19 protein-coding genes are annotated in these 18,550 nt (G+C 37.7%); 8 read left to right on the forward strand and 11 right to left on the reverse strand.

From position 1 onward, the window contains the following. Window positions 1–10: 10 nt before the first annotated feature. A complete protein-coding gene (locus MKY07_RS09655; RefSeq protein ID WP_339264602.1) occupies window positions 11–604 on the reverse strand; it encodes a YpjP family protein in 594 nt (197 codons plus the stop codon). A 671-nt stretch (window positions 605–1,275) separates the two neighbouring features. Between MKY07_RS09655 and MKY07_RS09660 the strand changes: the two genes are divergently transcribed. Next, window positions 1,276–2,331 carry a nucleoid-associated protein gene (locus MKY07_RS09660; protein ID WP_008403627.1) on the forward strand — a complete coding sequence of 352 codons (1,056 nt, stop codon included), beginning with the start codon at window positions 1,276–1,278 and terminating at the stop codon, window positions 2,329–2,331. Window positions 2,332–2,388: 57 nt separating this feature from the next. On the opposite strand, the gene MKY07_RS09665 is transcribed toward MKY07_RS09660, so the two are convergent. The 3 genes from MKY07_RS09665 to rsgA all read right to left on the reverse strand — a co-directional run bounded on the left by MKY07_RS09665 (window position 2,389) and on the right by rsgA (window position 7,429). After that, complete coding sequence (locus tag MKY07_RS09665; protein WP_339264604.1) at window positions 2,389–4,185, reverse strand: M3 family oligoendopeptidase; 1,797 nt, start codon at window positions 4,183–4,185, stop codon at window positions 2,389–2,391. A gap of 123 nt (window positions 4,186–4,308) precedes the next feature. Further along, the gene (cls, locus tag MKY07_RS09670; protein WP_339264605.1) at window positions 4,309–5,757 is read right to left on the reverse strand and encodes a cardiolipin synthase; all 1,449 of its coding nucleotides are present in this window, start codon (window positions 5,755–5,757) and stop codon (window positions 4,309–4,311) included. Window positions 5,758–6,367: 610 nt separating this feature from the next. Then, window positions 6,368–7,429, reverse strand: coding sequence for a ribosome small subunit-dependent GTPase A (gene rsgA, locus MKY07_RS09675; protein WP_339264606.1), 1,062 nt, complete (start codon window positions 7,427–7,429; stop codon window positions 6,368–6,370). 424 nt (window positions 7,430–7,853) lie between these two features. Here rsgA and MKY07_RS09680 point away from each other — a divergent pair, with 424 nt between their 5' ends. From MKY07_RS09680 to MKY07_RS09705, 6 genes are all read left to right on the forward strand, one after another. Further along, window positions 7,854–8,369, forward strand: coding sequence for a GNAT family N-acetyltransferase (locus MKY07_RS09680; RefSeq protein ID WP_339261797.1), 516 nt, complete (start codon window positions 7,854–7,856; stop codon window positions 8,367–8,369). 9 nt (window positions 8,370–8,378) lie between these two features. After that, window positions 8,379–8,981 carry an FMN-binding negative transcriptional regulator gene (locus MKY07_RS09685; RefSeq protein WP_014823803.1) on the forward strand — a complete coding sequence of 201 codons (603 nt, stop codon included), beginning with the start codon at window positions 8,379–8,381 and terminating at the stop codon, window positions 8,979–8,981. 133 nt (window positions 8,982–9,114) lie between these two features. Next, a complete protein-coding gene (locus MKY07_RS09690; RefSeq protein WP_339261803.1) occupies window positions 9,115–9,642 on the forward strand; it encodes a YceI family protein in 528 nt (175 codons plus the stop codon). A 116-nt stretch (window positions 9,643–9,758) separates the two neighbouring features. Continuing rightward, window positions 9,759–10,304 carry a DUF5412 family protein gene (locus MKY07_RS09695; RefSeq protein WP_339261805.1) on the forward strand — a complete coding sequence of 182 codons (546 nt, stop codon included), beginning with the start codon at window positions 9,759–9,761 and terminating at the stop codon, window positions 10,302–10,304. A 5-nt stretch (window positions 10,305–10,309) separates the two neighbouring features. Then, window positions 10,310–10,984 carry an HAD hydrolase-like protein gene (locus MKY07_RS09700; protein ID WP_339261807.1) on the forward strand — a complete coding sequence of 225 codons (675 nt, stop codon included), beginning with the start codon at window positions 10,310–10,312 and terminating at the stop codon, window positions 10,982–10,984. After that, a complete protein-coding gene (locus MKY07_RS09705) occupies window positions 10,977–11,240 on the forward strand; it encodes a translation initiation factor 2 (RefSeq protein ID WP_065215921.1) in 264 nt (87 codons plus the stop codon). Before MKY07_RS09700 ends, MKY07_RS09705 begins: the two co-directional genes overlap by 8 nt. A 65-nt stretch (window positions 11,241–11,305) precedes the next feature. Here MKY07_RS09705 and MKY07_RS09710 read toward each other — a convergent pair whose 3' ends face one another. From MKY07_RS09710 to MKY07_RS09740, 7 genes are all read right to left on the reverse strand, one after another. After that, a complete protein-coding gene (locus tag MKY07_RS09710) occupies window positions 11,306–11,989 on the reverse strand; it encodes a hypothetical protein (RefSeq protein ID WP_339261812.1) in 684 nt (227 codons plus the stop codon). Between the two features lie 277 nt (window positions 11,990–12,266). After that, window positions 12,267–13,001: an alpha/beta hydrolase-fold protein gene (locus tag MKY07_RS09715; RefSeq protein ID WP_339261813.1), complete on the reverse strand. Its 735-nt coding sequence runs from the start codon at window positions 12,999–13,001 to the stop codon at window positions 12,267–12,269. A 9-nt stretch (window positions 13,002–13,010) separates the two neighbouring features. Beyond that, window positions 13,011–13,796, reverse strand: coding sequence for an ABC transporter ATP-binding protein (locus MKY07_RS09720; protein WP_339261815.1), 786 nt, complete (start codon window positions 13,794–13,796; stop codon window positions 13,011–13,013). A 6-nt stretch (window positions 13,797–13,802) separates the two neighbouring features. Continuing rightward, a complete protein-coding gene (locus MKY07_RS09725) occupies window positions 13,803–14,831 on the reverse strand; it encodes an iron ABC transporter permease (protein WP_339261817.1) in 1,029 nt (342 codons plus the stop codon). After that, window positions 14,821–15,831 (reverse strand): iron ABC transporter permease, encoded by a 1,011-nt coding sequence (locus MKY07_RS09730; protein ID WP_339261818.1) that lies wholly within the window; start codon window positions 15,829–15,831, stop codon window positions 14,821–14,823. Before MKY07_RS09730 ends, MKY07_RS09725 begins: the two co-directional genes overlap by 11 nt. A gap of 130 nt (window positions 15,832–15,961) precedes the next feature. Continuing rightward, window positions 15,962–16,960, reverse strand: coding sequence for an ABC transporter substrate-binding protein (locus MKY07_RS09735; RefSeq protein WP_339261820.1), 999 nt, complete (start codon window positions 16,958–16,960; stop codon window positions 15,962–15,964). 121 nt (window positions 16,961–17,081) lie between these two features. Beyond that, on the reverse strand, window positions 17,082–17,891 hold the full coding sequence (locus tag MKY07_RS09740) for an AraC family transcriptional regulator (RefSeq protein WP_339261821.1): 810 nt from the start codon (window positions 17,889–17,891) through the stop codon (window positions 17,082–17,084). 248 nt (window positions 17,892–18,139) lie between these two features. Here MKY07_RS09740 and MKY07_RS09745 point away from each other — a divergent pair, with 248 nt between their 5' ends. Further along, the gene (locus tag MKY07_RS09745; protein ID WP_014823793.1) at window positions 18,140–18,478 is read left to right on the forward strand and encodes a GlpM family protein; all 339 of its coding nucleotides are present in this window, start codon (window positions 18,140–18,142) and stop codon (window positions 18,476–18,478) included. Window positions 18,479–18,550 lie beyond the last annotated feature (72 nt).

Consider the following 18,550-nt stretch of genomic DNA (forward strand, 5'->3'; position numbering starts at 1 on the left):
CAGCTTTTTTCTATGATAACCATTTAGGCGGTGTGTTTTTCGACCAGTAGATCTCGCCAAGGTCATAATGCTTAGAATAGTTGTCTTCAAACGTATGGTAGTGGAAATTGTAATAATAGCCATCAAAAGGACGGTTCTCTGTTCGTACATGAAATCGAATTACGTCTGTTTTCGATTGAGCGTCAACAATGTGGAAGATTTTTTCTGAATAATCTCCACTCGGTTTTTCGGAAACCGTTAAGTTACGCAGTTTTTCATCGCCAACTCGTTCCACTGTCATTGCAATAGCTTCCTCGATTTTCGGGAAAATATCCGTTTCAAATTGTTGTTTAATAACCGGTCCGACTTTTGTGCCAAATTTTATGTATGATTGTTCTTTTGCAGCTGACACAAAGTCATCGGTCGTTGGCAGCGGTTTTTCATCAACGATAATATCATCCAACTGATAGGCAGCTGAAATATGGTTGTCGCTTGGACGATCCAATACAGATTTATCAAGACGGTCTTCATCAAAATTTGCCCAAATTTCATGCTTTGGTGTAATTAAACCAAATGATAATAACGCGACGGAAACAACGAGAGATTTGTAGATCCATTTCTTCAAGTCTATCACCCACTTTTATTATGTATAATTTTAAAACGCTCTTACTAATATATACGAATATTATAACAAATAGTTTCATCTTTATTGTAATCATTGTACAATAAAAAAGGAAGATATTGTAGGTTATATTAAGGGAGGTTCTAAAAAATGGACATTGTTATGGGTCTTGGATTATTACTAATGCTTGGGTATATGACTTCTTTATGCTTCACGGACTAATATTTTTTATGTGCCATCCAATAAGATTTGGATGGTTTTTAATTGGAAAATTGGACAAGGGGCCCCCAATTATTGGGGACCCCTTTAGTATTTAATAGATAGATTTATAAATAAATGAAAGTCTCAACCCGATCTTCCGGGGAATTTTTATTTTATTCGGAGTGCATAACTCCAGTTTTAACCGCGGTAAAATTCTACTAATCTCTTCTAACTTAAGCAACATAGTCCCAACCTGCTACTATGTCCTTGCAGCCCTGAAGCTTGCGCCAGTGTGAATAAGTATCTTCAAAAACACTAGCAGAAATGCCAATTCATTTATAGCACTATCTAAAATAGCACAAAAATAATCATAACACATATGTTCGTGTTTGTAAAATGTATTTGGGCCCGTGCAAATTTTCATGATGTCCGCTATACTTGAAAAATCGGAATTTAAAAGGAGTTATGTAAAGATGAATGAAGTTGAAACAACATTATCAATCCAAATGAAACGGATGGCTGTTACATTGCTGGATATGCAGCAAAGCCGTTTTGTATCTGCAAGTGAGACAATGGATTTATCCGCACTTCAATCTGAAGTGTATAATCAGTTCTTTGAATCATACATAGATGCTACATTGAATAGTCCTAAATCTGTTGCATGTAAATTTTTAGACCGTGACAATGATATTGTTACAAAAATGAACCGTTATGTAGAATATCCGGATGACACACACTTCTTATCACTGGCCAATGATTTATCAAATAAACTGTATCAAATTATGCAGACGGTATCGAACAGTAACGGTTCGGTATTTGTCGCGCATATTGAGCTGATTGGTGAAGATTATATTCTGCTGTTAAAGCTGGATCCTAAAGATGCTGTTCAGATCGACTTGGAAACATTACATTTGAAAACGATTGAAAATATTTTACCTGACGCATCAAGCCGTGTACAAAAGTGTGCACTTATTCGAATGAACTATGATCCGCTTGAAGAAAATGTTTATGTACTGGATAAGCAATCAGATGGCGAACCGGCGAAGTTTTTCATGGAAACTTTCTTGCAGGCTACTCCAATCGCATCCGACAAAAAGAAAACAAAAATGCTCATGAAGGAATTGTATGAGAAAATTGCGGAATCACTTAACGAAGAGCAGACTCCCCACCTTCAAAGAGCGATTGACGAGGAATTTGAACACGGCAAATACGTTGAACTCGACGCATCAGTGCATAATATTTATGAAGCGATTGCACCTCCTGAGAATCGGGAAGATTTTGTTGAGCAAGGAGCCAAGCTATTTATCAATGAGTTCACCGACCGCAATCCCGACTTCACGCCTACTTTTGAAGTAAAACGCGATGATTTGCATGTTGTCTATAAATCAGCAGAAGGTGAAATCTTCTTCCGTTACGATAAAGGATTGGACAATATTGATGTTAAGCACGATCAAGTGAGTGGTACGTATACGATTACTGTACGGGATGCGGATACACTTGGATTTACGCTGCACAAAAAACCGTTATAAACTTTTTATAAATCATTAAAGGGCTGTGTGAATTTTTCACACAGCCCTTTTCTTATATTACTTCGATGTTAATGCAATAAACTCGGCAACATCTTTTTCACAAAGTGCGATTCCTTTTAACCAGAAATCTTCTTTTGTAATGTCTTCACCTAAGTGCTTCATCGCCAACTCTTCAACTGTCATGACAGCCGTATCACGCAATAAGGCCATATACTTTTCTTCAAAGCCTTTTCCTTCTTCTTTTGCTTTCGCATAAATGCTTAATGAGAATAAATAACCGAACGTGTACGGGAAGTTATAGAAAGGTACACCAGTAATATAGAAGTGCATTTTAGAGGCCCAGAAGTGCGGATGTGTTTCGCCTAACCCGCCTGCATGTGCTTCAATTTGCGCTTCTTCCATAAGTTCGTTCAAGCGTTTCGTTGATACAATGCCTTTCTTGCGTTCTTCATAAAATCGAGTTTCAAACAAGTAACGCGCATGGATATTCATAAAAAATGCGACAGAACGCTGAATTTTATCTTCCAGTAATGCAATCTTTTCTTGTTCAGTTGTTGCTTCTTCGACCGCTGCATCTGCCACGATCATTTCAGCAAACGTTGAAGCTGTTTCAGCAACATTCATTGCATAGCGGCGGTTCAATGGATGAACAGGACGCAGTGCATAAGTATGGAAAGCATGTCCCAATTCATGTGCCAATGTTGAAACATTGGACATCGAACCCGAGTATGTCATGAAAATACGTGATTGATCAGACAATGGCATCCCTGTACAGAAACCGCCTGGACGTTTATTGTCACGGTCTTCCGCTTCAATCCAGCCATCTTCAAATGCTGTGCGTGCAAAGCTTTCCATTTCAGAACCAAAGCGTCCGAAATGCTTCAGAATAAATTCAGCACCATCCTGATAAGACATTGTAGCTGTTGAATCCGTAACCGGTGCATCAAAGTCAAACCAGTCCAGATGTTCTGTACCTAACAGGTTTGCTTTATGTTGCAAATAACCGGCAAATATCGCCTTACGTGATGTAATGGCACCCCACATAGCATCGATTGTTTCTTGCTTCATACGGTTAATTTGAAGCGGCTCTTTTGTTACCGAGTCCCAGCCGCGCTTTTTATAGACGGCTAAACGGAAACCAGCTAAATGGTTCAATGTTTTCGCGAAGAATTCTTCACGCTCTGTAAACACTTTTTCCAATGCATCAAATGCTGCTTTACGGACAGTTCGGTCTTTATGAGAACTTAAATTATTCGCTTGTCCAACAGAAAGTAATTTCTTTTCGCCATCCACTTCAACTTCCACTTTAATATCGCCGATCAGCATGTTATAAAGCTGGCCCCAAGAACTGTACCCATCAACACCTAAAGCGGAAATTAGCGCTTCTTCTTCTTCAGATAAGGACTCTTTCGATTTTTCGCGCCATTCCGTCAAGATGAACTCGAATTGAGCTAATTCAGCTGTTTCCAATAATCCTTTAAAAGTTGCCTGATCGATCTTACCCAATTTTTGATTAAAACTTTCTAAAATCGGTGATGAATTTGCGGCAATACCGGATAATTGGCCTTGCAGTAATAGTGCATCACGATCAGTTGTATCTTGTGCAGTCAAGCATGAAAGCACTGCCCCTGCCTGAGAAATATGCATTATTACTTCTTTGATGCTTTCCAGAATTGATTGGATTTCCAATGCAGCATCACTATTTTGTGGAACTTCAAACTTGTCGATTTTTCCTTTTAATACATCTAGTTTAGGTGTCAAACTTTCAATGTGCTCGATCAATTGCGAAGACGCACTACCACCAGGGAAAAACACATCCAAATCCCAAACTTCAGGATATTTTACATTCACCATTTCATTACCCACTTTCTGAATTGTAGTTCAATTCTTATTTTACTAAAAAATCAGTTAAAATGCTCGGAAATATTTCGGTTTTTGAAATAAAAAAGCTAGCCTGTATGTCGGCTAGCTACAAGATTATAATATCGGAGATAATAAACGTGAAACGGATTCTCGAACTTTCGTCCATGTTTTGCGTTCATCATATTGCTCCTTCGTTAATTCAAAACTCTCCTCAATATCGGCTTCAAACAGCTCCCTGCATTGTATCGCCAAATCGGCATCATATAGAATGGCGTTAATTTCAAAATTCAGGCTAAAACTTCGTACATCAATGTTTGCGGTTCCAATTGTCGCCACTTCATCATCAATGACAATCATTTTTGCATGAAGGAAGCCTTTTTTATAACGATACACTCGACCGCCAACCTCCAATAAATCGCCGCTGTATGCTGAATTGGCTCCATATACAAAAGCATGATCGGTTACTTCAGGCGTCATGATGCGCACATCAACACCTGATGAAGCAGCAATTTGTACCGCATGCATAAATGGCTCATCCGGAACAAAATACGGCGATTGAATATAAACATACTTTTTGGCACTTAAAATCATCCGAATATAGCTGTTTTTAATCGATTCAAAATCCGTATCCGGGCCGCTCGACACAATTTGAACAGGTGTATCCGAATCTACTGTAAATGACGGGAAATATCTTTGTTCGATTTCAGTCAGCTCTTCTTTTTTCGCCTGATACCAGTCAAATAAAAAATGTGCCTGCATGTTATAGACCGAATTGCCTTCTATTCTCAAGTGTGTATCGCGCCAATACCCGATTTCATCATCCAGACAGGCATATTCATTTCCGACATTAAATCCACCGATATACCCGATCCTCCCATCAATAATAATGAGCTTCCGGTGATTTCGGAAATTGATACGCGGATTAAAGAGTTTAAAATAGGATGAAAAATATGCTTCTACCTGTCCACCGGCATCCGTTAACTTTTTCAGATCCTTTTTGCGTAATGTGCGCGACCCTAAATCGTCGTACATCATTTGTACTTCGATACCTTCTTTTGCTTTTTTCACAAGTGCGTTAAATATACTTTTTCCGACATCATCCATTTTATATATGTAGTATTGAATATGAATGGTCTGTTTTGCATTTTCGATATCTTCAATAACCGAACGGAATTTCTCTTTCCCTTCTGACATTATTTTGACATCATTTTTCGAACTTAATAAAGAATGGTTATAATCAACGTTCATCTTGATTAACGCTTCATGCTTTTTTGTAATGGGATTGGGAAATTCATATGTTCCATCTTCCAGCGCATTCTTTTGTTCCTGGAATATTTCCAATGTTTCCTCCTGCTGCACTGCATGCCACCGCACAAAATGTTTTTTCTGTAAATTCCTACCGATCAGTAAATATAAAATAAAACCAAAAATCGGTAAGAAAAAGAGTACAAATAACCAAGCCCATGTAGATGAGGCGCTTTTCCGGCTGATGAATATTAATACGAGGGCAAACACAATGTTCAAAGCAAACAAGGTGACGGTTAAAATACCAGTGACTGTCATGAAATTCATCTCTTTTCATAATTTAATTATAAGAGAAAGCAACTACTAAATGTTATAAATTACTAGTTTTTTCTACTATTTTACTATTCCCTGTAAATATATATTTAAGACACAGAAATGCATATTTTAAAGGAATTCACTCATTATTCGAGTGAGTATTTGCTTTTAGCGTGAAAATGAAAATACCGCTTACCTCAAAAGTAAGCGATAATTTGATACTAGTCTCCATTTTTGCCATTTTGAAACGTTCATAGCGCTGTAATCTCTTCACTTCATTTATTATAGCTCAAACTTCCTTACAATCAATGACCGTTCTAATTAACAGATCGCATAAAAAAGCAGATGCACAATATCAGTACATCTACTTGTGATTTATCTCGCATTAACGGGTAGTAATTTATTTACCTCAAAAGCGTAAGGGTAGAGGCAAGCCTCCCCCTCCAGACTTAAGCATGGCGAAAAGCAGGCGGGAAATCAACTACCCGTAAAAGCCCGATTGGTTCTGGCCAACACGATGTTGGCCACACAAGCGTTGTCACAGGACGTGACGGTTTTAGCTTGTGTTCCTTCAATCAGTTGTGGAATGCCCCCCCCTGTTTGAAGTTTCACTTTACTTCATTTTCTTTAAGCTTTTCGATACTTGTTTCCACTTACGTTTTTCTGCAAGCTGTGCATCCGTATTCGCCTTTTTCTCGATATAAGCAAGCTCCCGCTGTAGTTTAAAATAGCTCGCTAACCGGGCAGCATCAAGTGCCCCTTCTTCAACTGCCTGCAAGACAGCACAACCTGGTTCATTTTTATGCTGGCAATCCCGGAATCGGCAGTTTTCCGTAAGCTGTTCAATATCAGAAAAACTTGCATTCAGACTGTCTCCCTGATCCCATAGCTGTAACTCCCGCATCCCTGGAGTATCGATCAGGCAAGCTCCGGATGGTAAAACAACAAGTTCCCGATGTGTCGTCGTATGGCGGCCTTTTGCATCATCTTCACGGATTGTAGACACTTTCATTTGTTCTGAGTTTAATAAAGCATTCGTAAGCGTTGACTTTCCGGCACCAGAAGAACCGAGTAATGCCGCTGTTTTCCCTTCCGTTAGTAGCGCATGTAATGGAGCCATTCCTTCACCTGTCTGTGCACTTACCGTTAAAATATCCACACCAAATGCGACCGGTTCGATTTCACTCAAAAATGGCGTGACTTCCTTACACAAATCCGATTTTGTTAATACAATAACCGGTGTTGCCCCCGAATCCCATGCAGCAACTAAATAACGTTCTAAACGGCGTATATTGAAGTCATCATTTAAACTCATGACAAGTAAAATGAGATCTATATTTGTCGCCACGATTTGTTCATCGATTTCCAGACCGGCCATTTTTCTTGTGAATTTTGATTTCCGCTCAAATAAATGATGAATTATGGCACGGTCTTCTCCAGGCATTTGTTCAATAATGACGAAATCGCCTACAGCCGGGTAATCTTTTCTTGAAAAGGCATGGTATGCAAAGTTTCCGGATACCGTTGCCAAAAACTCTCCCTGTTCTGTCAGGACACGGTAGGAATGTTTATGTTCGAGTATGACGCGTCCTACAAGTTTTGTGGACGTATCGATGGATAAAGTTTGTAGTTGTGTATCAAAAAAAGTGGTGAAACCTAATTGTTGTAAATTCAATGGAATTGCCTCCTAATGGCGTATGATATTTTGTTTTCAGGCAAACAAAAAAACCTTATGACCAGCAATTTTGCTCGTCATAAGGTTTCATACGCACAGTAAAGAAGCGTGACTCTTCGATATTAGAAGGCACTATTGTGGCGAATGTCATATGACAAGCATAATTGCATTGTTTCAATCTCATGTAATTTAGTCATATCCATCACCATCTTTCTCCATTAGTTATTCCAACTATAACAATAGATAGAATGTTTTGTCAATACAGTTCGACGGTTAATTACAAAATAATTAACAATTCATTCTACACTGCTGCACTTGCTGATCATTCCATTCATTATTGAATCTTCTCGAATATTATGAAACAATTATTTTATTAGTTATGATCATAACAATAAATAGAAATTATTAAAAAGAGGGATTCTAGATGAACATTCGATTAATACAATGTACTACCGAAAGTTTAGACGCTTTACAAACAATCAGCCGTGATACATTTTACGAAACATTTCATGAGCAAAATAGTGAAGAGAGTATGACTGATTATTTGAATGATGCTTTTTCAGTAGAAAAATTGACAGCTGAGATCAAAAATAAACACGCTCTATTTAAGTTACTGTATGTAAATGAAGCGCTGGCAGGTTATTTAAAAATCAATACAGAGGAAGCGCAGTCCGAACAATTGGGGCAAGAAACTCTGGAAGTGGAACGAATTTATATTTTAAACCGTTTTCAGAAACTTGGTTTAGGGAAAGTGTTAATGAACGAAGCGATCAAGCTGGCCCATGAAAAGAACAAAAACAAAATTTGGCTCGGCGTATGGGAAAAAAATCTGAATGCAATTGCGTTCTATGAAAAGGCTGGCTTTGAAAAAACAGGCTCTCACTCTTTTTTCATGGGTGAAGAAGAGCAAAAAGATTTTATTATGACTAAACATTTGTGAGGGAAAATAATGTACATTCCAAAGCAGTATCAATTAACAGATGAACAAAGGATTCGCCAGATTATTAATGAGTATAGTTTTGCGACAGTTGTTTCCCTTCACCAAGGTGTACCGACTGCCACGCATTTACCGCTATATTTAGGTGAAGACGGGAAGTTTATTTACGGTCATTTTGCACGCGCTAACACACAATGGAAAGATATTCTCGATCAGCAGGTGCTCGCCGTTTTCAATGGCCCGCATAGCTATATCTCTTCTTCCTGGTATGAAACAAAAGATTCTGTACCTACGTGGAATTATGTGGCGGTTCATGTAAAGGGATTTATCGAACTGATGGAGGATGAAGAGGAAATCCGCCTATCCCTTCACCATTTAATTGATAAATATGAAGTACCTAATAGTTCCTATGATGTAAATACTGTTGATCCGAAATATATGAACGGCTTATTAAAAGGCATTGTGCCATTTAAAATTCGGATTAGTTCCATTGAAGCTACGGCAAAATTAAGCCAAGGCCACTCTAAGGAACGTCAAAAACTTGTCATTGATGAATTGCTAAAACGGAATGACATTTTTGATAAAGAAATTGCAAAATTAATGACGGAAAATTAATGGATTGTAAAATGTTTGAATTATTTAAATAGTCTTATATTTTAATTGACACCCTTATCCTAATATGGTAAATTTATCTCGAATTCAAGGTATAGAACTTCTTGGGTTTCATAATAGTTGGGAGGAATTTATCATGGCAAAATGGCAAATCGATCAGGCACACTCAACAATTGGTTTTGAAGTCAAGCATATGATGGTCTCGAAAGTTAAAGGTCAGTTCACTAATTATTCAGCTGATGTAGAAGTGGATAATTTAGAAGATTTAACATCGGCGCAAATTGAAATTACGATTGATACGACAAGTATTAATACAAACAATGAAGATCGTGACAACCACTTAAAATCAGCGGAATTCTTTGATACTGAGCAATTCCCTGACATTAAATTTAAATCGACAAGCATCACAAAAAATGGTGAAGATTATAAAGTTTCAGGCGATTTGACGATTAAAGATGTAACGAAACCAGCCGTATTCGATGTAGAATATGGCGGTAAAGGAACAAATCCATGGGGTGTTGAAGTTTACGGTTTTGAAGCGGAAACGAAAATTGACCGTGAAGAATTTGGTCTTACATGGAACGCAGCACTTGAAACAGGTGGCGTATTAGTTGGAAAAGATATTAAAATTAAAGTAGAACTTGAATTAAACCCAGCACAATAATTAGTAAGATGCAGCCGTAGCTATTATGTATACGGCTGATTTTTTTGTGCAACTTTACATAATTTATAGCGTCAAGTTTGAAAACATTATTTTCCATTTTGGTGTGAGGTGCTATTTTGCGAAATTTTTGGTCTGCCATTACATTATTCACTTTATGTTTGGCCTTTATCGGCGTTTGCGTTTATATAATGAGTAATACATTATGGACATTTTCCTATACAACACTCATTGTGATTGCTCTCCTTTTTGTGCTGATTATTTATTCGTTACTTAAGGAATACAAACAATTGTCACGCCTAAAAAAAGTGGTAGCTTCTTTCTTGAATACCATCTCCATTTTATTTACATCACTCATTCTTTTATTTTTCGCTTTAAAAATCATTGTTTATTCATTTGGTGGTACAGAGCATCTGGTAAAATCTTATTCGCCGGATATGGGCTATACTTTGGATTTCTATGCTTTTGATGCAGGAGCGATGGGATCGTTTGGAATTCGGGGGGAACTTGATGGCCCATTAGGATTTAAAAAACAGTTTTATTACGAAAGACATGCCGAAAATGCAAATATTCAATGGCTGACCGATGAGATTGTCATAATTAATGGACACAAACTCAATCTAAAAAATGGGGAATCATTTGGTTATAAAATCAAAACGAGGTGAAGGTAATGCAAACGGCAATAATTTTTGATATGGACGGCACTTTATTTCAAACTAATCTTATTTTAGAACCGGCACTCGAGCGTACCTTTGAGTATTTACGCCAAAATAAGCTTTGGACAGGTGCTACCCCTATCGATGAATACCGAGAAATAATGGGTGTTCCTCTTGATGTTGTATGGAAGACGTTGTGTCCGAATCACTCTGATAAAATTCGTGAAAAGAGCAATTATTATTTTCAGTCGGCACTTATTGAAGAAATCCGCCTAGGAAACGGTGCACTTTACGAAAACGTAGTGTCGACACTTCAAATATTAAGTAAATCGTATCCTTTATTTATTGCAAGTAATGGTGAAACCGCTTATTTACAAGCGATTATGTCTACTTTTAAGTTAAATCGGTGGATACAAAAGTGCTATAGTATCGACATTATTCCATCAAGAAATAAGTCCCATCTTGTTGAACAAATAAAGCAGGAACAGAATATAGTCAGTGGTTTTGTCGTTGGCGACCGCGCATCAGATATTATCGCTGCAATTGATAACAATCTACTAGCCATTGCAGTGAACTTTGATTTTGCCCAACATGAAGAAATAAAAAAAGCCCATCATATCATTGCCGAATTTCCGCAACTAATTGACATTTTGAACATCAATCGAATATTGGAGGGAGAACATGACTAATTCAACCAAAAACTCAGATTTACTTAAATTAAGTAGCATATTTGCGATTATTGGGCTGATATTAATTGTTTTTAACGGTTCTATTGCCAATTCACTCGGCACTATTTGGATACAATCTCTCGGGGGAATGTCAGATACAAATGAATACATATTTATAAAAACGAGTTATGCCCATGCATCACTTGTAATTGGCGGGGTATTTTTGAGCATCAGTTTAATTGCAATGCTGTTCAGCTGGTATCAGCTTAGAAGTTAATAATAGTTTACACAAAAAAAGCATCGAATTAAGTCGATGCTTTTTTGCGTAGATGGAGATGAAATTTATTTGTTATTACTATTATATTTTTCATGTACGGATGTCTCCTGAACAGGTTCGTCAGGAAGACGGTTGTACGATTCTTTCTCGGTATCAACACTCGATTCCTGTTGCTGATTGCCTTCCACGTGACTGCGTTCATTATAAGATTTCATCTCTTCGTCATTGCGTTCATCCGGTAACCGGTTATAGGACTCTTTTACGGTTTCAACAGATTTGTCTGTTTGACCGTTCCCTTCCACATGACTTCTCTCATTGTAATTCTTCATCTCTTCATCATTACGTTCATCCGGTAACCGGTTATAGGACTCTTTCACCGTCTCAACAGTTTTTTCCTGTTTTATGTTATCTTCTACATGGCTGCGTTCATTGTAATCTTTCATTTTTGTTTCATCACGCTCATCCGGTAACCGGTTATATGATTCTTTATTCGTTTTTAGGCTTTTTTTTTCCACATTTCCTTCGACATGACTTCGTTCATTATACTTCTCCATTTTTTTATCATCACGCTCATCCGGTAAACGGTTATACGATTCTTTATTCGTTTTAAGCAATAAATCATCTTTCATTGATTCGTTTTGTACATTTACATGATTCGTTTCATCAAATTTTTCTACTTTCTCGTCATTACGTTCATCCGGTAAGCGGTTATATGATTTTTTATTTGTTTCAGATTCTTTGTTTCCCATTTTGCATTCCTCCTACTATATCCATGTTGTTAACGATGTATGAAGCGTGATAGTCATCTATTCCCTCAAATAACTACATAAAACATGTTGTTCAACTGTCCTAGTATTAAAACGTTAACAATAAGGAAGTTGCTAATCATACTAAAAACCGCCCTTTTCTCTAACAATAAAGGGCGGTTTTATGAATTTGTATTAATGGAGTATTATGTAAAAGAGAATTTCACCCTTAATTTATATAGTTATTAACTGCCGGTTCGTTTCCACCTGGTAAGTTTAGTTATTGATCTGATTTTAAAAATCGCAAAACCCTGCTCATCGTAGTTGGAATGACGGATGCGTGATTTTCGCTTTCTGCTATATAAAACTCATAATTAATCCATTTCTCCGAAGCCATTTCAACAAATTTCTGGGCATCTTCTACCATATCGCCCTCCTCACCTCCGACTCCTATGTATAGAGCAGCTGCAAAAGGTTTTTCCGCTTGTTGAATTGTACGAAAAAGCTCATGATTATTCCACCAAATCGAAGGACTAATAGCTACATATTTATAAAAGCTTTCGGGATAAGTTAAGTAGCTCCACAGCACAAATAATCCGCCTAACGAGTGTCCATACAGCGAGATTTTCTGATCGTCAACTGTATATTTTTCCCGAAGCATCGGTACAATTTGCTGCAAAATATAATCGATTAGTTGTACTGCTCCTCCAGCCGGAACCTCTTGCATCACTTTCCCCCTGCGAACAGGAAAATGATAGTGATCTGCCGGTGCCGTGAAATCATGGAATCGCTGTTTAGGAATATCTTTTTCATCATGGCCGATACCAACAATAATTGCTGGCTCCACTAATGTTTTTTGTCGGTTTCGCAACTGCATTGCCATTGTTTCATACATAAGTTTACTGTAGCGTGTTCCATCCAACACGATGATTACCGGAAACCCTTCTGTCGGAGGAGTTTCATACGGTTCGTAAATGTCCACAATATAAGAATAGTCATTGTAATTTGATTGCATTAACTTCACCTATTTCATTAAATTATATGAGAAACAGACGGGTACCTGATGTTCCTGATCAATCATAATCTTAGCATCAATCTGGAATACACTTTTTAGTATGTCGGCATTCATTATTTGTTCGGGTGTGCCTGTATGAAGCACTTGCCCTTTTTTCATTGCGATTAGTTCATCTGAAAATCTTGCAGCATGGTTCAAATCATGAAGCACCATAATTATCGTACAGCCAAATGTTCTATTAAGATGCTGAACAATTTCAAGCACTTCCAATTGATGTGCCATATCCAAGTATGTAGTCGGTTCGTCCAGCAGTAAAATATCGGTCTCTTGCGCCAAAGCCATCGCCAGCCACACGCGCTGACGTTGCCCCCCTGAAAGTGCCGCGATTTCCCGATTTCGAAATTCTAAAGTATTTGTGACTTCCATTGCCCAATTGATTTTTTCGTTATCTTCTTTCGTAAGGCGTCCAACATTTTTCCTGTGAGGATAGCGTCCATATGAAATAAGCTCATGTACTCTCAACTGTCCCGGTGCTGCCGGTGACTGTACTAGTAATGCCAGTTTTTTTGCGATTTCCTTAGTAGACATTGTATTCATGTTTTCATCCTGAAGAAAAATTTCGCCACATTCCTTTTTTAATATTCGGCCGATTGTTTTTAATAAAGTAGATTTACCGCATCCATTAGGTCCGATAATCGTTGTAATCTTACCTGTTTGAATGCTTACATTTAAATTTTCGATAATTCTTGTGTTCTCATAACCTGTTGTTAAGCTTTCAACTTCAAATGCATACAATATATCTCACCCTTTCGATTTTACAAGTAAATACAGAAAATATGGAATCCCGACTAGTGATACGACAATCCCAACAGAGAGTTCTACAGGTGAAAAGAGTGTTTTCGCTACATAGTCTGAAAACACAAGCAATACAGCCCCTATAAAAAGACTTACCGGCATCATAAAGCGATGATGAATACCGACTAGCTGCCTGGCGATATGCGGTGCCATTAATCCAATGAACCCTATGCTCCCTGAAACGGAAACACAGGCACTGACAAGTCCGACACTTGCGAGCAATAGTTTAATTTTTTCTTTTTCTATACTAATTCCAAGACTTGTAATCGTCTCCTCCTCCAATTGAAAGTAGTCGAGCAAATAGGCTTTCCTGTAAATATAAACCCCTAAAATAATCAGCCATGGCAGCATTGCACTAACAAAATACCAGTTGGAATTATAAATGGAACCATTCATCCAAATAGCGGCTGCCTGATAATCCCCTTCATCCATTTTCAGTGACCAGAATAGGGTAACAGCACTAAAGCCGGTATTAATCGCAATCCCTGTTAAAATCAGCCTTTGCATATCCATACGCCCATGTTTAAATGAAATGACCAATATAATTATTGCAGCTATTGCTCCTCCTACAAAACCAAAAATCGGAACAATCAATATTTTAATAAGGCTGTTTATTTCCACATCAATGAGTTCGATATGGAAGAAAAACATGAAAATAACAATTGCACAGCCTGCACCTGCGTTAATTCCGATAATTCCAGGATCAGCAAGGGCATTTTTTGTAATCCCCTGAAGCACAACGCCAGCCATCGCAAGGCCCATCCCGACAAGGGCAGCCGTAATAATTCTAGGCAGCCGAAAATCAAATATGACTAAATCAAATTGTTCTGTCGAATCAATCCGCAGTAAAGTCTTAAATACTTCCGGCGTCGTCATCGTGAATGCACCGCTCGTTATATGTATATACATGGCTATAAGAAGTATGAAAAACAGTGTGCAAATAATAATAAGCCATCTTGTTTTTTTAAGCGGCATATTTTTCCCCGCCTTTACGTCGAATTAAATATAAGAAGAACGGTACCCCGATAAGCGCGGTTACTACTCCAATCGGTGTTTCAAACGGAAAATTGATGTAACGGCTTATGAGGTCACATCCTGAAAGGAAAAATGCACCCATAACAGCCGAACAAGGAATAATTACTCGATAGTCGACGCCCACAAGCATTCTTACAATATGAGGTACGATCAAACCGACAAAAGCAATTTTGCCGACAAGAGCTACAGCAGTACCTGTCAATATAGCGACAGCTAACATACTTAATAGCTTTACTATTCTTGTGTTCTGCCCTAAGCCGACAGCAACATCTTCGCCAAGCGCAGTAATCGTTACAGCGCGCGCCAATGAAATGGCCAGTATAAATCCAATCATTCCAATTGGAACACATAAATAGATTAATTCCATTTCTACCATATGTACTTTCGAGTTGTACCACATAGTAACCGTTTGTGAAATTTGACGATACATCGCAATTGCTGTTCCGATGCTGCTTATAAACGTACCGATTACAGTACCGATAATTGCCAGTCTTACTGGGGAAAGACCGTTTTTAATAATGGATGCAAAACCAAATACAAGTGCACCGCCTAAAAGTGAACCTAGCATAGAAAGGAGGACTAAATTAAAACTTGAAATTCCTGGCAAAAAAACAAAGGCCAACGTTATAAAAAAGGCTGATCCATCCGTTACGCCCATAATTGATGGGGAGGCAAGGAAATTTCGAGTTACCCCTTGCGTAATTGCACCTGCTGTTGCTAAAAATGCACCAACAAATAATACAGCGAGCGCTCTTGGTACCCGTCCAGTCCATATGATTTGATGATCTACATTTTCTTTGTCGTAACGGATAATTGCATCGATAATCGTTTCAAGCGCGATTGATTTTGTACCCATCGAAATCGACATGAGTGTCACAACAATAATTAGAACTGGCATTATTGTTGAAATTAAAATGAAATGCCGATATGAAAAATTCAAAAGTATTGGCCTCCTTTTATTGAATAAAAGAAAGAGGCTGCCCGGAAAACCTTTCCGGGACAGCCCTTTCACAGAAATATTGTAAAGTCTGTTTTACCTTCTCTGAAGCTGTCTATTGAATAATTCGCACCTATTTTAATACGTTCTCATTAAATGCTCCCAGAAAGTTAATTTTTGACCATGCTGTCCCGCCCTGTGCCATTGCATCAATTAGATTAACGTGCACATTATTTGTTTTGGCGGCAGTTGTACTGTTGAATATCGGATTATCTAAAATCTCCTGTAATAATTCAGGAGTATCCTTATTTTCATCATCAGCATATTGAAGGAAAATCATGTCCGGGTTCCACTCTGCCAACGTTTCATATGTAATCGTTGTTTGTGCTTCGATTGAATTCAATTCTTCCGGCACTGTAAATCCAAAATCTTCATAAATTGAAGGGTTTAAATATACTCCTGCAGGATAGACCGACAACCCGCCACGTACGCGGATGATTACAACCTTTTTATCTTTCAGCTCACTGTTAGCAATCGATTTTTTCGTACTGGCTAATTTCGTATCATAGTCATCCAATGCTTTTTGTGCTTCTGATTCTTTACCGGCTAATTGGCCAAATAATAATAAATTCTTTTTCCAGTTTGTAGAAATATGAGAATAAGGGAATGTCGTTGCTATTTTGTTATAATTGGATATTTGTGCTTCGTCCCATTTGCTAGTACCTAAAATTGCCTCAGGATTTAAAGAAAGCATTGCCTCTGTGCTTGGTTCTTTTTTTGAACCGACAACAGTTGCTCCTGCTAAATCTGACTCCAAGTATTTAGGAATTGTCTTACCGTCCATAGAAATAACACCAGCAGGCTTTACACCAAGTACTGCTGCATCTTCCATCGCTTCCAGACTTGCTGCAATAATCCTTTCTACTTTTTCCGGTACTTCGTAGTCGTTCCCTAAATAAGATATTTTTCGTTCTGTTTCTTCATCTGCAACTGTTTTTTCTACATTTGAAATTTGTTCTGATTTACTTTCTGATTCACCTGCAGATGACGAATCCACCTCTTCATCTGCAGTGCATGCAGCAAGCATTAAAGACAATGCCCCTGCAAAGATTAATGTACGATATTTCTTCATAATTCTTTCCTCCTGTTTTAATCGATAACGATTATCATTATCACTTTATGTACAATATCGATAATATCAAAAGAATATTTTTACGTACATAGAGTTTTTTACAAAAGGAATGGACTTTTGCTCAAACAGTTAAATATTGCTTTCGGAAATTTGTCGGTGTCATATGATATTGCTTTTTAAAAACACGACAAAAGTAGAATGCATCCTGGTAACCGATTAGTTCAGCAATGTCTTTAATAGGAATTGATGTCGTGCGCAGCAATTCCCTCGATTGTTTTAACCTGATTTCCGTTAAAAATTGAATGGGTGACATGCCGGTTTGCTTATCGAACAAATAGGCAAGGCGTCGACGGTCACACCCTACCTCTTCCGCGATTTCTGCTATCGTAATAGGTAATGTATAATGTTCGGTCATAAATGTAATGGCCTGGTCCACAACATTATTTGATGTTTGCATTTTTGCGCAAATGACGAGAAATTCCACCAGCTGCATAAACAGGGATTTGCATTTCAGCCTATTTAAATCGCCCGGTATTTTTTCGAAATAAATTAATTGGTGGACTAAATAATCCAATTTATGATGATGACCTGTTTCAATTTTAAAATGGCCTATTTCCACTGAAAAGGGGTTGCTTATCATTTCATAATGCAGTACCGTATAATACCATGGTTCTTCACTCGTGACCGTAATATCAATCGCCATATTAGGTCCGGCATGCAGGATAACCCCTTTCTGTATAGCGTATACTTCTCCATTTAACGAAAAATTTGCACTACCTGAAAGAGTAATAACGAGTCCGTTGAAACATGGAGCCGTATTTCGATTGTGATCATGTACATTAGGACCTAAACTTGTTACAAATAAATCCGAATATTGAACCGTTGAGTTTGCGAAATATTTTATTAAATCATTTGTTTGAATGTTCCTCACCCGCTTTATCTTTCAATACCATGGGAATGATAATCATTTTCAATAAAGGTACACTACTATGACTTAATAATTCAACATATTTTTACTACTTGAGTGAATTAATGCAATTTATCATATAATTCATACTTAAAATAAGCCAAGGAAATCTCATTTTACTTAATTAATTCTATTTTCCGAAAATGTTGTTGATAGTTGATACACATTGATTTATAGTTATTGTATTTTAATGGAATAGAGGTATTTGGTCCTTGTTTTATGTCATTCAGTTTATTCTTGGCGGTACAGTTATGCTGCTGGCTTCTTGGTTAAGCAAATCGAATCTGCACTTTTTGTCCGGTATTATAACATTGCTTCCGATCTTAACGTTACTCAATATGCGGTTGCAAATGAAAAATATGACGGAAGATACTTTTCATATTGTCCAGCAAAACGCCATTTTTGGTGCTGTCGGCATGGTGTTATTTACTGTACTTGTTTTTTATTTATCGGGTTTATGGAAGCCTAGTTATGCTATTTTAGGAGCACTTTCGGTCTACATCGTTTTCATGGTTGCCGGAAGACCTGTGCTTGCGTTATTAAACGCTTAGTAACAGTTTTATTATGGATTTCCAAAAATAAAAGCGCATGGAGCAGTTACTTTCGTAACCAGCCCCATGCGC

Origin of the sequence: Solibacillus sp. FSL W7-1472 (assembly GCF_037969775.1) — a bacterium.
In the GTDB taxonomy this organism is placed as follows: domain Bacteria; phylum Bacillota; class Bacilli; order Bacillales_A; family Planococcaceae; genus Solibacillus; species Solibacillus silvestris.